The organism is Stenotrophomonas sp. GD03794 (assembly GCF_029842145.1).
GTDB classification, from domain to species: Bacteria; Pseudomonadota; Gammaproteobacteria; order Xanthomonadales; family Xanthomonadaceae; genus Stenotrophomonas; species Stenotrophomonas riyadhensis.
On sequence record NZ_JAOCFV010000029.1, the window covers coordinates 1 to 12,713 of the forward strand.

Below are 12,713 nucleotides of genomic sequence, written 5' to 3' on the forward strand. Positions count from 1 at the left end.
CAGGCCGTACCCGGCCAGACCGATCTGGCGGCGCGGGGTGCCCAGTACGCGCAGCTTGCCCAGGCCGAGGTCGGACAGGATCTGCGCGCCGGCACCATTGCGGCGCCACTGGCTCACGTCCTTGTCCTTGCCCGGCACCACCGGCGCCGGCTGCTGGCGCAGGCGGGCCAGCAGGGCCTCGCCGTCGCGCGGGGCCGACAGCACCACCATCACGCCCGCGCCCTCGGCATCGATGGCGCGCAAAGCGTCGGTGGCGGCCACGCCGAAGTCATCACGGCGCCAGTGCAACAGGTCGGCCAGCGGGTTTTCCACCTGAACGCGCACCAGGGTCGGGGTGTCCGCATCCGGGGTGCCGCGCACCAGGGCGAAATGCACGTCGTGGGCGATGCGGTCGCGGTAGGTGACCAGCTTGAACGGGCCGAATTCGGTGTCGATCTCGCGCTCGTCCACGCGCTCGACGGTCTTTTCGGTGGCCAGGCGGTAAGCGATCAGGTCGGCGATGGAGCCCATCTTCAGGCCGTGCTCGCGGGCGAACACTTCCAGCTCCGGGCGGCGCGCCATGCTGCCATCCGGGTTCAGGATCTCCACCAGCACGCCGGCCGGTTCCAGCCCGGCCAGCATGGCCATGTCCACGGCCGCCTCGGTGTGGCCGGCACGGGTCAGCACGCCGCCCGGCTGGGCGATCAGCGGGAAGATGTGGCCCGGCTGGTGCAGGTCGGCCGGCTTGGCGTTGGGCTTCACCGCGGTGCGGATGGTGTGCGCGCGGTCATGCGCCGAGATGCCGGTGGTGACACCCTCGGCGGCCTCGATGCTGACCGTGAAATTGGTCTGGAACTGCGCGGTATTGGCCTGCACCATCGGCGCCAGGCCAAGATCGGCGGCGCGGGTGCGGTTCAGCGGCAGGCACACCAGGCCGCGGCCATGGGTGACCATGAAGTTGATGTCGCTGGCCTTGACCAGCTCGGCGGCCATGATCAGGTCGCCTTCGTTCTCGCGGTCCTCGTCATCGACGATAACGACCATGCGACCCAGGCGGATGTCTTCCAGGATCTCCGGAATGGGGGCGAAATTCATGCGCGTGCTCCTTCGCCCAGCAGGCGTTCGACGTAACGGGCGACCAGGTCGATTTCAAGATTGACCGCACTGCCCACGCCTGAGGCGGAGAAGGCGGTGTTGGCCACGGTGTGCGGGATCAGGGCGACTTCAAAGCCTTCGCCGTCCACTTCGTTGACGGTGAGGCTGACGCCGTCCACGCAGATCGAGCCCTTCTTGGCGATGTAGCGGCGCAGCGAGGCCGGCGCGGCGAATCGCCAGCGCTGGGCACGCGCGTCTTCGTGGATGGACAGCACCTGGCCGAGGCCGTCGACGTGGCCGCTGACCAGATGGCCGCCAAGGCGGTCGGTCGGGCGCATGGCGCGCTCCAGGTTGATGACCGCACCTTCGCCCAGCTGGCCCAGCGTGGTCAGGCCCAGGGTCTCGGTGGAGGCATCGGCCTGGAAGCTGCTGGCGTCGAATGCGATGACGGTGAGGCAGACGCCGTTGATGGCAATGCTCTCGCCCATCTGCACGTTGTCGAACGGCAGATTCCCGACATTGAAGGTGAAGCGGACATCGCCGCCGATGGATTCGCGTGCGGCCAGACGGCCGACGCCTTCGATGATTCCAGTAAACAAGTAACGTTCTCCGCGAAAAGTGAGCGAAAAACGCCGCAAGGCAAACAGGCGCACGCAGGGCATGAGCCCTGTGGCACCGTCTTCTTTCATCCGGACTATGACCGTCGGCTCCGGCATTGGACCGGATCTGCTGACCCCCGGCCGTGGGCCGGGGCGCTCGCGGGCTCGTGCTTGCGCACCTACCGCCGGTGGGGAATTGCACCCCGCCCTGAAGACGTTTGTGTACCGGCGAACCGGCGTGGCTAGTGTACCAGCCCGGGCTGAACGGGGTGGATGACCGGGGTCGGATCCCTTTCCGCAGGAAAGGGCTCTGACCCCATGGACCGGTGGCACAGCAGCGCAGGGGTCAGAGCCGTTTCCCGATGGGAAGCGGATCCGACCCCCAACCCCGGCCTGCCCCAACCTGTGACGGCCGTCGCTCGTAATTTGTAAAACTTTCATTAAAATCCTGCGCTGGACGACATGAGGTCGCCACGGGCAGCCGCGAAGGCAGGCCCGCCAAAGGACTGAAATTCACAGGAATTCCCATGCGCAAGATCCTGATCGTGGCCGCCCTGCTGGCCGCCGCCCCGTTCACGGCTTCGGCTGAAGCCCTGAGCTACACCTACGTTGAAGGCGGCTGGACGCAGGTCAAGGTTGACGACAACGCACTGGACGACCCCAAGGTCGACGGCGGCTACCTGCGTGGCTCGGTGGCCATCGCCGAACAGGTCTATGTGTTCGGTGGCTGGTCGCGCACCAGCAAGACCAATCACTACGGCAATGATTCGCTGAAGCTGGAACTGAACCAGCCGGAGCTCGGCATCGGCTACCACATGCCGTGGACCGACCGCCTGGACTTCACCGCCGATGCCGCGTGGGTGCGCCAGAACGCCGAAGCCACCGTCCGTTTCGACGGCCTGCGTTTCAGCCAGAAGGATCACACCAATCTGGGCCGCGTCACCATGGGCATCCGCGGCAAGCCGTCGGCCATGACCGAAGCCTGGGCCAAGGCCGGCTACATGGATGGCGGCAACCACTTCAAGGGCACCTGGGTGGGCACCGTCGGCGGCCAGATCAACTTCACCCGGACCTGGGGCCTGGTGGGCGAGATCTCCGGCTACCGCGACGTCACCCAGTACTCGGCCGGCGTCCGCGCCAGCTTCTGATCCAACGATCGCTCCTCGTCGTGCGATCGAACGGGCCCCGCAAGGGGCCCGTTTTTTTTGTCCCTACAGCAGCGCGCTGCACTGTGGCGGAGTACGTGTCGTTTTCTGCAACCCGGCACGCTCACTGCGCCGGGTGGCTTTAGGACGAGTACGAAAGGCAATCCGGTCCGCCACGACGGGCATTTGCGAAAGACGTCAATGATCCCGGCGGGTTAGCGACGTTGGCAGCACCGTTGAGGCCACCCACGCAAACCGTATGCGACATCACGGCGAATCGATGACCTTGTCTGATGCCCGCATGGCCCGGCATGTTCGGCCCAGGCAAGGTAACCCGCATCGCGTCATGAAAAGACATTGGATCGTCGTAGGCGACACAACCCACAGCAACGGGCGCGTCATCACAGGATCGCCGTACACCGATATCGAGGGCAAAGCGGTCGCACGCGAAGGCGACCGGGCGAGCTGCCCACTGCACCAGGGCATCTTTCCGATCGTGCAGGGTGAACCTACCCTGCTCATCGACGGACATCCCGTTGCACTGCACGGGCACCACCTCGCCTGTGGCTGCCAGCTGATCTCGACCCAGCAGCGGTTGGTGTTTGTCACCGATGCCACTGCCGATGATGAACATCCCCAGAGGGAGCCTGCCCAGGCATCTGCTTCCAGACCCCCGGTCTGCCTGGAATGCTTGCGGGCTGCGGCCGCCAGTGCCGCCCCACTGCTGGCGCGCGCATGATCGGCCACTACGCCTATGCGCTGCTGGACTGTGCGCCGGATGAAGATCGCGAAGCAGCGCTGCATCACCATGCGACGCACAGCGCACTGATGCATCGCTCACTGTTCGCAGGACAACCCGAAGGAAACCTCCTGCACGCGTCACCGTATCTGCTCGAACTGCCGCGGGGTGCCATTGAACAGCCCATGCATCATTGGTTGCGGCAGCTCGGCCACCAGCCTGCGCGAACCACCTGTCTGTTCTCGGACGTACCGTTCGAGGAGGTGTTCCTCCATCTGCATGCACAGCTCGACATCGCCCTTCCCGATGGATCACTCGCGCTGATGCGCTACTACGATCCACGCGCATGGCTGCGCTACCGCGACGTACTGACGATGCAACAACTGCGGCAGCTCTTCGGGCCGATCAACTTGTGGCAGATCACCGTGGGCGGTCAGACATGGGGGCTGACCCGCAGCGAACTGGAGCAGCAGGAGGTAGACGATGCTGACATTGAGCACTGAGCAGTACGCGATGCTCCGTCTGCCCGACGCGGCTACATTCTGCAGCCCGCTCGCTGACGAGACACGTAGCGGATTTCCCGGCGAAACCGCGCATCTGAACGATGCAGCGCTCCTGCAGGCAGTGCGTACAAGCTACCGCCATGCAGTGACCTCACTGCACATCACCCATCTGCCCACGATAGTGCGCTGGGTGAAGGCCGACGTGGCCTGGGCACCTGGACTGCGCGATCACGCGCTGACCGTGGCGTGGTTCCGGCGGACCACCCACGCCAACGCAACGGCCGCCGATCTGCTGGCACTGCTCGCCTCGCGCTTTCTGTCCGACTGAAAGGAGCTGACCATGGGTGCCATTCCACTACCTCTACCGCTGCCACCGGTGACGATTCCGGGTGGCTGGGACCCTACACAGGATGTTCCCGGGCACGCGCCTGGCGGAATCCCGGGAGACACGGCCGGTGGCCCTACGCTTGGCCAGATCTGGCGCGGCATCAAGGAAGCCGCAGGCGTCGGCGCCGATTCCAAGGTTGAACCGCGCGTGGAAGCCAGCGAAACAGACTGCGCGCAGACCAGTAACCAGAACGACTGCAATGCCTGCAAGCTGGCGCGGGGCTTCCTGGTGCCCGCCAACTACACGATTCCGTTCAAACAGTACCGCAACTTCGACTACCAGCTGCGCATTGCCAATCACCTGGCGGGCCCGGAAGTGTTCGCCTACACCTATGGCGGCACCGGACTGGACCGCGCTCGCCTGAGACTGAAGGCCGGCAAGGGCAAAAACGAGATCACCGTTACCGAGTGGAACCACGGCGGCATCCGCTTTGATGGCTTCTGGCGGAGCCGATGCACGGTGGTGGAAGCGAAGGGGCACTACAAGCAGTTTTTCTCCGCAATTGGAAATCTCCACCCTTGGGCTGCACTTGGCGGCAGGCGTCCGTCGATCCTAGACAGCTGGGCGAAGCAGTTCAAAGCACACCTGTGCCACGTTGCAGCGCTGGGCAGACCCGCAAAGCTCGAATGGCACTTCCTTGAAGTCGAGTGCTTCATGGCAGCCCAGCAAATTCTTGCCAGCCACTCCATTCATCTCAGGCATACGCCATGACGATCATGTACAGATGCAAGATCCACTGCACTATCCCTGAGAGAATCGTTGATGCCTCTACCGTCTATCGCGATCTGGAGCCGCTACTTCAAGCGCTACTGGAGGTGAGTGCGCTGTTCAATGGCTGGGTGGAGCACTCGCGCGGGAAGGGCCCGATCCCATTCACCGACAGAACAAGGTTCATCGAGATGCTTGCGTTCAACGCACGGCAGGACGGTGATGAGTACCCCACAGCTCCCTCTGCTGCGGGCGCAGGCGCAAACCTGACCACAGCGAGGACGCATAGGGAATGGAAGGCGACAGGATGCACCTCGATCAATTACTGGCCTTGGTTTGGCCAGTTGACGATGGAAATCGATGCACCGATCGAAGCATTCGGTGAATCCGAGGCGTCCGTCATCGTCCGCAGGTGCATTGCCGCGATAGCTCAAACAGTCGACGTCGAATTCGTCTCAACGGATGCCGTTGGACCGAAGCCTGAAGGCAAGGGCTACCAGACCTACTACCTCAACCACAGGCTGTTCCCTCACCGCCGTTGGCTGGGCTGGATGGGCTTCGTCCCTGTGCTGGTGCCGCACAGGTTCATCCCGGAGGCGGCCAAGATGGAAGTGGTGAAAGGCAGAGGTACGATCATCGTGGCCGTGGACGAACCGTTCGACCTGCACAATCCCGACCACATCAAGCGCGCGCATCAGGTGGAACTGCGCATGGCCAATGCGGGGCTGCTGGATGTCACCGACACGTCGCTGCTTGAGTGAGACGGCGGCAGTAGGGGTGCCTGGCATTTCCGGCGATCCCCTTAAGAATGAGCGGACTCCATTCGCTTCTGCCAAGCCCGGATGGATGCGTACTGACTGCACGCAAAGTGCGCTAGGCTTGCCCGCCTCTGGAACAGGAACCCACGTCATGAAGACCCCCCTCCGTACCCTTCTGGGCAGTGCCCTGCTGTGCGCACCGCTGTTCGCCAGCGCTGCACCAGCCCAACTGACGCCCGAGCAGGCTTTCGATCTGTACGCACGCGTGCTGCTGGAAGACGACGCGGCCGCCACGCGCACGCTCAACGACGCACTGAAGCCGGCATTCGAAGGCCAGGACGCTGTGACCCCGAACCCGGGTGCGCTGGCCAAGGCATTGGCCGAACCCTGGCAGACCGTGCTGGCCAGCACCGGCGCCAAGGTCGACGCTGCGACCACCGAAGCGCTGTATGCCAAGGCGCTGCGTGATTCGAAGTGCCGCGCGACCAAGAGCGTGATCGAAGACAACGAATACGTTGAAGACCAGAAGCTGGCGCGCATCAGCTTCAGCTGCCAGGTGCCCGACCTCGGCAAGGTTCGCCCGCTGTTCGCCGCCAGCCTGGCCGCCGATGCCAGCCCGGCCTCGCGCAAGCAGTTCACCGATGCCTATACCCAGGCGCTGCAGAGTGGCGCGCGCGCGCCGGTCAGCGGCACCTTCACCCTGTACCCGGCCAAGGACAACGGCTACTGGTACAGCGGCAACTTCGATGACCTGGTGGGCACCGTGGCCGGCGCGCTGGCACCGTTCGAAGACTGGATGCAGGACGCGCAGGCGGCCAACGCGCCGAAGGTGACCGGCGTACCGGGCTGCGACCTGCTGCTGCAGCAGCATCGCGCCTGCGTGGCGAAGATCGCACCGGACCAGATCAGCGGCGTGGACGCCATGGCCGAGGAACTGAAGGCCAAGGCCCAAGTGCAGTCGGCCGATGAGATGACGCAGGAGTGCAAGGCACTGCGCCCGATCGCGGAGATGATGTGGACCGACGAGTGCGCGTGAGAACGTAGGAACTGAACGCTACGGAATCAGCGATGTCCGGCGGAACCCAGACCGCACGTTCGGACTAGTTGCATGGACAGGCCACGGGGCGGGGAGCATTCTCTCCGCCCCGTCTGGATGGAATCACCATGCACCGTCTTCTTTTCTACCTGCTGGCCTTGGGTATGCACCTGCCTTCGGTAACTGCCCGCGCCAGGACACCGGAAGACGTCGTTTCCCACCATCTTCAGGCAATACAGGAACGCAACGACCTCGCACTGCGGATGCTTGTCCAGCAGCGCATGGCCGGCCAAACGGGTGCAACCGATGTGCCCGTCGATGCTCCGCCAATGGCGGTGTTGCTGGCGACCTGGACGACAAACATCGAGCGTCATGTCGATCCGATCGATGGCGTGGATTTACCGCATCTTGCCTGGGCGCTGCAGGTTCTGGCCAACACCCGGTGCCAGCCGCACCGAAGCGAGGAATGGTACAGCCTGACCGGAGGCATGCAGGTTGCCGACGTGCACTTTACCTGCCGCGTGGGCGATGTCGAGCGTCTTCGGTATCTGTCCGAGGCCACGGTCTTCGATGGCGGTGAGCAAAGCGAGCAGCGCTTCTGGGGAGCCTACATCGCGACGTTGCGCGACGGCCCCTTCCACGAGATCGGTGGCACCACGCGCGTGGTATCGACCACTCAGGAGCCCGATTGGCACAGCGAAGAATCGAAACATCCGAACGATGATTTCTCACACGCCCGCGTCGAAACTGACGTCTATGAAGCCCTGATCGAAGCGCTCATCGCGCATCCGCGGGGCCTGTATCGCACCGGTACCTATGACGCCCTTGCGCAGATGACCGGCATCATGGAGTGCGACGATCTTGTGCAGCGGCATCGTCGCTGCATGGCGCGCATTGCGCCGCAGGAACTCAAGGGAGTGAGTGAACTGGCCAGTACCCTGAGCAAGCAACGACAGCAGATTCCCGAGGCGGAGCTGCTGCAGCAATGCGTGGCCTTCCGCCCAAGAATGCAGGCACTTTGGACCCCTGAGTGCCGGTAGGCTGTGGCCACCTGCACGCACTTTCAGAACCGTTGCATGGCCCTGTGCGGCCCGCATGGTCAATGCTGTTGCCCTCTTCCATCGGGGCAACCGCATGAAACACCGCACGACGTCGACCACGGTCATGCTGATGGCGCTGCTGGCGCTTGTGGCGTGCGGGCAAGCCAAAGCTCCCAAGTCCAGGATTACGACCTTCTCGGTCATCCCAGCGGTTGCCTTCGAGTCAACCCTGCTGAGCGACAGGCAGCTGGATGCGTGGATGAGCGAAGACGACGACTGCCACGCATTCCTGATGTATCACGATCAGTGTGCCGTGTTGGTGTTGCCCCATGAGTACGACGACGGCTTTACCCGTCACCAGCTGCGATTGAAGGCGAAGAAACTGCCGGGCGAGGCACTGGGCGCGTACTGCCGCAACCTGCATGCGCTGTGGAAGCAGCAGTGGAAAGGCCAGTGCCCAGTCGGCGAAGAAGACGACGAAGATGCCTGACGACTAGGGCGTCGCCCCTGTTCCGCGTCATTCCCTCACGGGCGCAGCAGCAGCCTGATGTCCTCACCAACCTGGCGCTGGTCCACCACACGCAGGCGACGCTGCTGGTCCATGGCATCGATGCCGAGGCCGGCCAGCAGCGGGCGGCCGTTGTCGCCCAGCAGCGTGGGCGCCTGATACAGCAGCAGTTCGTCCACCCAGCCGCCGCGCAGCAAGGTACCGGCCAGCGTCGCGCCGGCTTCGGTATGCACTTCGTTGATGCCGCGCTCGGCCAGCAGTGCCAGCACCGCGCCAAGATCGAGACGGCCGTCAACACTGGGCACGCTGGCAAATTCTGCATCGGCCGCATCCGGTGCACTCACCGCTGCATCGTGCAGGTACAGCGTCGGTGCCCCGCCCTCGCGCACACGGCTGCACTCCAGTGAGCGCAGGCGCGAATCCAGCACTACGCGCAGTGGCGGCATCACCTCGGCATCAGCCAGGCGCACGGTCAGCATCGGGTCGTCGGCCAGCACGGTTTCGGCGCCGGTCAGGATCGCACCTGCGCGCGCGCGCCAGTGCTGCACGTCTTCGCGCGCGGCCGGGCCGGTGATCCATTTGGAGCTACCGTCGGCCATCGCGGTACGGCCATCGAGGCTGGCGGCCAGCTTCACCCGCAACCACGGTCGGTTGCGCTCCACACGCGACAGGAAGCCCTTGTTGAGCTCGCGTGCCTGCGCCGCCATCAGCCCTTCAGCGACTTCGATGCCCGCATTGCGCAGCAGATCGAAGCCACCACCATCGACCTTCGGGAACGGATCGCGCATCGCGGCAACGACGCGCGACACACCCGCTTCGATCAAGGCCAGCGCACACGGCGGTGTGCGCCCGTAGTGCGCACAAGGCTCCAGGGTGACGTAGGCGGTGGCACCGCGCGCTTCGCTTCCTGCCTCGCGCAGCGCGAACACTTCGGCGTGCGGTCCACCGGCACGCTGGTGCCAGCCCTGCCCGACCACGCGTTCGCCGTGGGCGATCACGCAGCCGACCATCGGATTGGGGCGGGTGGTGTAGGCGGCACGCTCGGCCAGACGCAGTGCGTTGGCCATGTGCAGGTGGTCGAGAACGGAGAACGGGGTGGTCATGCGGCCATGGTAGCGCCGTTGGTGGCGGTGTAGATCCACGCCATGCGTGGATGGGCGCCACTGTGCCAACCAAGGTTGGCACCCACCGGAGCAGATATCTGTGCCAACCAAGGTTGGCACCTACCAGAGCTTCAGCCCTTCTTCTTCTTGGTCAGTGCGATCACGTCGCCCAGCAGCTGCAGCTGTTCGGTACTGGATGGCAGGTCGCGCTCCAGCTTCTCGATCTCCTCGCGGAAATCGGCGACGTCCTCGAAGCTGCGGTAGACCGACGCGAAGCGCACGTAGCCGACATGGTCGAGCTTGCGCAGTTCGTTCATGACGAACTCGCCGACCTTGATCGAGGGCACTTCGCGCTCGCCGCTGATGCGCAGCTGGTGGACCACGGCGCGTACCGCCGCTTCGATCTTGTCTTCGGCCACTGCACGCTTCTGCAGCGCGCGGTCGAAGCCAGCGCGGACCTTGCGCTGGTCGAATGCTTCACGAGTGCCATCGCTCTTGACGATGGCGGGCAGTTTCAACTCCACCGTTTCCATCGTGCTGAAGCGCTCGCCACAGGCTTCGCATTCACGCCGACGACGGATCGTCGCGCCGTCTTCGGAGACGCGCGAGTCGATGACCCGGGTATCGGCATGTTGGCAGAAGGGGCAGTGCATGGAACGCCTGGCTCAGGAAAGTACCTATTGCCACGGTCATGGCAGCGTCGCAAAGGTACCTGAGAAAGGGCCCCGCAGCAAATGCTGTCTGCGCGGAAGTGCCTGCATTTCGGCCGAACAGAGCCTCCAGCGCGGTCAGCGCTGCGCGTTCAACCGGGTGCCGGCGGCGCCGAGGCCGCGCGCGCCCAACGCAGCCACGCCAGATGCCCTGCCATCACCAGCAGCGGCGGGCCGAACCCGAGGAAGGCCAGGGTCGAGATCTCCCCGCGCTTGAAGGTGAAGTACAGCGTGGCGGCGACCACGCCCAGCGCGGCCAGGCCTCCCAGCGCCAGGCCTATCCAGGCGACAACCGGCGATTGGCGCAGGCCGGTAACACCGCGCCACAGGAACAGGCCGCTCAGCCACAACCACGACAGCAGGCCGATGATCCCGGCCGACGACCACAACAGCAGGATCCTGTGCTCGTCGCCCGTCAGGTACTTGCCATCCCATACGACCATCAGACCCAGCACGGCACCCGTGCCTCCGGCGGCCACCGTGGGCAGGCCCACCAACAGGCCGGCAATGGCCATCCAGCGTTTGTGCAGACGCTCATCCATGCGTTCGGTTTCCTTCCCTGGGCCGCATCATGCGCGGCGTTTGATCCACACCAGCATCGCAGCCGGCACCAGCATCGACGGGCCCAACAGCAACAAGCCGATGCCTTCGCCGTGCACGGCGATGCCCCACCACAGCGCCAGACCCAGCGGCGGCAAGGCGGCGAGACCGCCCGCCAGCAGCATCCACCACCAGAGGCGGTGCACGTGCAGCCCGGCACGCCCCTGCAGCAGAAAACCCGCGCTGAGCCACAACCAGGCCAGGCAGCCGGCAATGCCAGCCAGGCCCCACAGCGGCATCACCGTCACCGAGGCCAGGGTGCCATGACCGAACTGGCCCAGCCCCATCAGCAGCAGCATCGTCGCCGCCGCGCCGCCCATCGCCAGGCTGGGCAGGCCAAACAGCACCGCCAGCGCGGTGTACAGGTACTTGAGGTGGCGCTCATCCATGCGCGGTTGCTCCGATACCGGGGTCAGAGCCCTTCCCTGCGGGAAGGGATCCGACCCCTGCTTCGATCCGGGCTTCGGGGTCGGATCCCTTTCCGTCAGGAAAGGGCTCTGCCCCCTGCTGCGATCAGCCGTAGACCGGGTACTTGCGGCACTGCGCGCTGACGGCATCACGCACGCGGGCGATGACGGCGTCATCGTTCGGTGCGTCGAGCACGTCGGCGATCCAGTTGGCCAGATCCACGCAGTCCTGTTCGACGTAACCACGGGTAGTCACCGCCGGGGTGCCCAGGCGCAGGCCCGAAGTGACGAACGGCGAACGCGGGTCGTTCGGCACCGAGTTCTTGTTGACGGTGATGTGGGCCTTGCCCAGCGCAGCTTCCGCGTCCTTGCCGGACACGTCCTTGCCGATCATGTCGACCAGCATCAGGTGGTTCTGGGTGCCGCCGGAAACGATCTTGTAGCCGCGCGCGATCAGCGTGTTGGCCATCGCCTGGGCGTTCTTCACCACCTGCTGCTGGTAGGCCTTGAAGCCCGGTTCCAGCGCTTCCTTGAAGGCCACGGCCTTGCCGGCGATGACGTGCATCAGCGGACCGCCCTGGATGCCCGGGAACACGATCGACTGCAGCTTCTTGACCAGGTCTTCGTCGGCGCCCTTGGCGACGATGATGCCGCCGCGCGGACCGCGCAGGGTCTTGTGGGTGGTCGAGGTGACCACGTGCGCGTGTTCCAGCGGGCTCGGGTAGACGCCAGCGGCGACCAGGCCGGCGACGTGGGCCATGTCGACGAACAGGTAGGCACCGACCTTGTCGGCGATGGCGCGGAAGCGCGCCCAGTCGATCACCTGCGAGTAGGCCGAGAAGCCGGCCACGACCATCTTCGGCTTGTGCTCCAGGGCCAGGCGCTCGACTTCGTCGTAATCGATCAGGCCCTGGTCGTTCACACCGTACTGCACGGCGTTGAACAGCTTGCCCGAGGCGTTCACCTTGGCACCGTGGGTGAGGTGGCCGCCGTGGGCCAGGCTCATGCCGAGGATGGTGTCACCCGGCTGCAGCAGGGCGAAGTACACGGCCTGGTTGGCCTGCGAGCCGCTGTGCGGCTGCACGTTGGCGTAGTCGGCGCCGAACAGCTGCTTCAGGCGGTCGATCGCCAGCTGCTCGGCGATGTCCACGTATTCGCAGCCACCGTAGTAGCGCTTGCCCGGGTAGCCTTCGGCGTACTTGTTGGTCAGCTGGCTGCCCTGCGCTTCCATCACCGCCGGGCTGGTGTAGTTCTCGCTGGCGATCAGCTCGACGTGGTCTTCCTGGCGCTGGGTTTCAGCGGCGATGGCCTTGGCCAGTTCGGGATCGTAGGATTCGATTCGGACGTCACGCGGGAACATCGGGTACTCCAGCAGGCAGGGAAAAGGGGTACGGC

16 protein-coding genes and 1 riboswitch are annotated in these 12,713 nt (G+C 64.9%); of the genes, 9 read left to right on the forward strand and 7 right to left on the reverse strand.

Going from position 1 to position 12,713, the window contains the following annotated elements; translation table 11 throughout:
* Window positions 1–1,074 (reverse strand): 3,4-dihydroxy-2-butanone-4-phosphate synthase (ribB, locus tag N5D91_RS15220; RefSeq protein ID WP_279922702.1); only part of this gene is annotated, 1,074 nt, incomplete at its 3' end.
* Entirely contained in the window at window positions 1,071–1,673 is a 603-nt protein-coding gene (locus tag N5D91_RS15225; protein ID WP_180855239.1) for a riboflavin synthase, read from the reverse strand. The genes N5D91_RS15225 and ribB, both read right to left, overlap by 4 nt.
* Before the next feature lie 74 nt (window positions 1,674–1,747).
* Window positions 1,748–1,893: riboswitch (FMN riboswitch) on the reverse strand.
* Between the two features lie 307 nt (window positions 1,894–2,200).
* On the opposite strand from N5D91_RS15225, the gene N5D91_RS15230 reads away from it, so the two are divergent.
* The 9 genes from N5D91_RS15230 to N5D91_RS15270 all read left to right on the forward strand — a co-directional run bounded on the left by N5D91_RS15230 (window position 2,201) and on the right by N5D91_RS15270 (window position 8,480).
* Window positions 2,201–2,821 carry a hypothetical protein gene (locus tag N5D91_RS15230; protein ID WP_110711034.1) on the forward strand — a complete coding sequence of 207 codons (621 nt, stop codon included), beginning with the start codon at window positions 2,201–2,203 and terminating at the stop codon, window positions 2,819–2,821.
* A gap of 277 nt (window positions 2,822–3,098) precedes the next feature.
* On the forward strand, window positions 3,099–3,557 hold the full coding sequence (locus N5D91_RS15235) for a PAAR domain-containing protein (protein ID WP_239506177.1): 459 nt from the start codon (window positions 3,099–3,101) through the stop codon (window positions 3,555–3,557).
* On the forward strand, window positions 3,554–4,060 hold the full coding sequence (locus tag N5D91_RS15240) for a DUF4123 domain-containing protein (protein ID WP_180855241.1): 507 nt from the start codon (window positions 3,554–3,556) through the stop codon (window positions 4,058–4,060). The genes N5D91_RS15235 and N5D91_RS15240 overlap by 4 nt, the downstream gene beginning before the upstream one ends.
* Before the next feature lie 10 nt (window positions 4,061–4,070).
* Complete coding sequence (locus N5D91_RS15245; RefSeq protein ID WP_239506176.1) at window positions 4,071–4,388, forward strand: hypothetical protein; 318 nt, start codon at window positions 4,071–4,073, stop codon at window positions 4,386–4,388.
* Between the two features lie 12 nt (window positions 4,389–4,400).
* Window positions 4,401–5,159: a Tox-REase-5 domain-containing protein gene (locus N5D91_RS15250; RefSeq protein WP_180855243.1), complete on the forward strand. Its 759-nt coding sequence runs from the start codon at window positions 4,401–4,403 to the stop codon at window positions 5,157–5,159.
* Window positions 5,156–5,917 carry an Imm52 family immunity protein gene (locus tag N5D91_RS15255; RefSeq protein ID WP_180855245.1) on the forward strand — a complete coding sequence of 254 codons (762 nt, stop codon included), beginning with the start codon at window positions 5,156–5,158 and terminating at the stop codon, window positions 5,915–5,917. Before N5D91_RS15250 ends, N5D91_RS15255 begins: the two co-directional genes overlap by 4 nt.
* Window positions 5,918–6,065: 148 nt before the next feature.
* Window positions 6,066–6,950: a hypothetical protein gene (locus N5D91_RS15260; RefSeq protein WP_153856279.1), complete on the forward strand. Its 885-nt coding sequence runs from the start codon at window positions 6,066–6,068 to the stop codon at window positions 6,948–6,950.
* Between the two features lie 128 nt (window positions 6,951–7,078).
* Window positions 7,079–7,990, forward strand: a complete 912-nt coding sequence (locus tag N5D91_RS15265) for a hypothetical protein (RefSeq protein WP_180855246.1) — start codon at window positions 7,079–7,081, stop codon at window positions 7,988–7,990.
* Window positions 7,991–8,084: 94 nt separating this feature from the next.
* Complete coding sequence (locus N5D91_RS15270) at window positions 8,085–8,480, forward strand: hypothetical protein (protein WP_110714251.1); 396 nt, start codon at window positions 8,085–8,087, stop codon at window positions 8,478–8,480.
* A 35-nt stretch (window positions 8,481–8,515) separates the two neighbouring features.
* Here N5D91_RS15270 and ribD read toward each other — a convergent pair whose 3' ends face one another.
* The 5 genes from ribD to glyA all read right to left on the reverse strand — a co-directional run bounded on the left by ribD (window position 8,516) and on the right by glyA (window position 12,678).
* Window positions 8,516–9,601: a bifunctional diaminohydroxyphosphoribosylaminopyrimidine deaminase/5-amino-6-(5-phosphoribosylamino)uracil reductase RibD gene (gene ribD, locus N5D91_RS15275; protein WP_180855248.1), complete on the reverse strand. Its 1,086-nt coding sequence runs from the start codon at window positions 9,599–9,601 to the stop codon at window positions 8,516–8,518.
* A 131-nt stretch (window positions 9,602–9,732) separates the two neighbouring features.
* Window positions 9,733–10,254: a transcriptional regulator NrdR gene (nrdR, locus tag N5D91_RS15280; RefSeq protein ID WP_004143350.1), complete on the reverse strand. Its 522-nt coding sequence runs from the start codon at window positions 10,252–10,254 to the stop codon at window positions 9,733–9,735.
* A gap of 149 nt (window positions 10,255–10,403) precedes the next feature.
* Window positions 10,404–10,853 carry a hypothetical protein gene (locus tag N5D91_RS15285; RefSeq protein WP_180855250.1) on the reverse strand — a complete coding sequence of 150 codons (450 nt, stop codon included), beginning with the start codon at window positions 10,851–10,853 and terminating at the stop codon, window positions 10,404–10,406.
* Window positions 10,854–10,880: 27 nt separating this feature from the next.
* Window positions 10,881–11,300 (reverse strand): hypothetical protein, encoded by a 420-nt coding sequence (locus N5D91_RS15290; RefSeq protein ID WP_153856276.1) that lies wholly within the window; start codon window positions 11,298–11,300, stop codon window positions 10,881–10,883.
* A 124-nt stretch (window positions 11,301–11,424) separates the two neighbouring features.
* Window positions 11,425–12,678: a serine hydroxymethyltransferase gene (gene glyA / locus N5D91_RS15295; protein ID WP_010481990.1), complete on the reverse strand. Its 1,254-nt coding sequence runs from the start codon at window positions 12,676–12,678 to the stop codon at window positions 11,425–11,427.
* Between the last annotated feature and the right edge of the window lie 35 nt (window positions 12,679–12,713).

Bases quoted from the DNA above. Each gene is read 5' to 3' on its own strand.
- N5D91_RS15230 (WP_110711034.1), top strand. From the start codon at position 2,201: ATGCGCAAGATCCTGATCGTGGCCGCCCTGCTGGCCGCCGCCCCGTTC.
- N5D91_RS15235 (WP_239506177.1), top strand. From the start codon at position 3,099: ATGACCTTGTCTGATGCCCGCATGGCCCGGCATGTTCGGCCCAGGCAA.
- N5D91_RS15240 (WP_180855241.1), top strand. From the start codon at position 3,554: ATGATCGGCCACTACGCCTATGCGCTGCTGGACTGTGCGCCGGATGAA.
- N5D91_RS15245 (WP_239506176.1), top strand. From the start codon at position 4,071: ATGCTCCGTCTGCCCGACGCGGCTACATTCTGCAGCCCGCTCGCTGAC.
- N5D91_RS15250 (WP_180855243.1), top strand. From the start codon at position 4,401: ATGGGTGCCATTCCACTACCTCTACCGCTGCCACCGGTGACGATTCCG.
- N5D91_RS15255 (WP_180855245.1), top strand. From the start codon at position 5,156: ATGACGATCATGTACAGATGCAAGATCCACTGCACTATCCCTGAGAGA.
- N5D91_RS15260 (WP_153856279.1), top strand. From the start codon at position 6,066: ATGAAGACCCCCCTCCGTACCCTTCTGGGCAGTGCCCTGCTGTGCGCA.
- N5D91_RS15265 (WP_180855246.1), top strand. From the start codon at position 7,079: ATGCACCGTCTTCTTTTCTACCTGCTGGCCTTGGGTATGCACCTGCCT.
- N5D91_RS15270 (WP_110714251.1), top strand. From the start codon at position 8,085: ATGAAACACCGCACGACGTCGACCACGGTCATGCTGATGGCGCTGCTG.
- ribD (WP_180855248.1), bottom strand. From the start codon at position 9,601: ATGACCACCCCGTTCTCCGTTCTCGACCACCTGCACATGGCCAACGCA.
- nrdR (WP_004143350.1), bottom strand. From the start codon at position 10,254: ATGCACTGCCCCTTCTGCCAACATGCCGATACCCGGGTCATCGACTCG.
- N5D91_RS15285 (WP_180855250.1), bottom strand. From the start codon at position 10,853: ATGGATGAGCGTCTGCACAAACGCTGGATGGCCATTGCCGGCCTGTTG.
- N5D91_RS15290 (WP_153856276.1), bottom strand. From the start codon at position 11,300: ATGGATGAGCGCCACCTCAAGTACCTGTACACCGCGCTGGCGGTGCTG.
- glyA (WP_010481990.1), bottom strand. From the start codon at position 12,678: ATGTTCCCGCGTGACGTCCGAATCGAATCCTACGATCCCGAACTGGCC.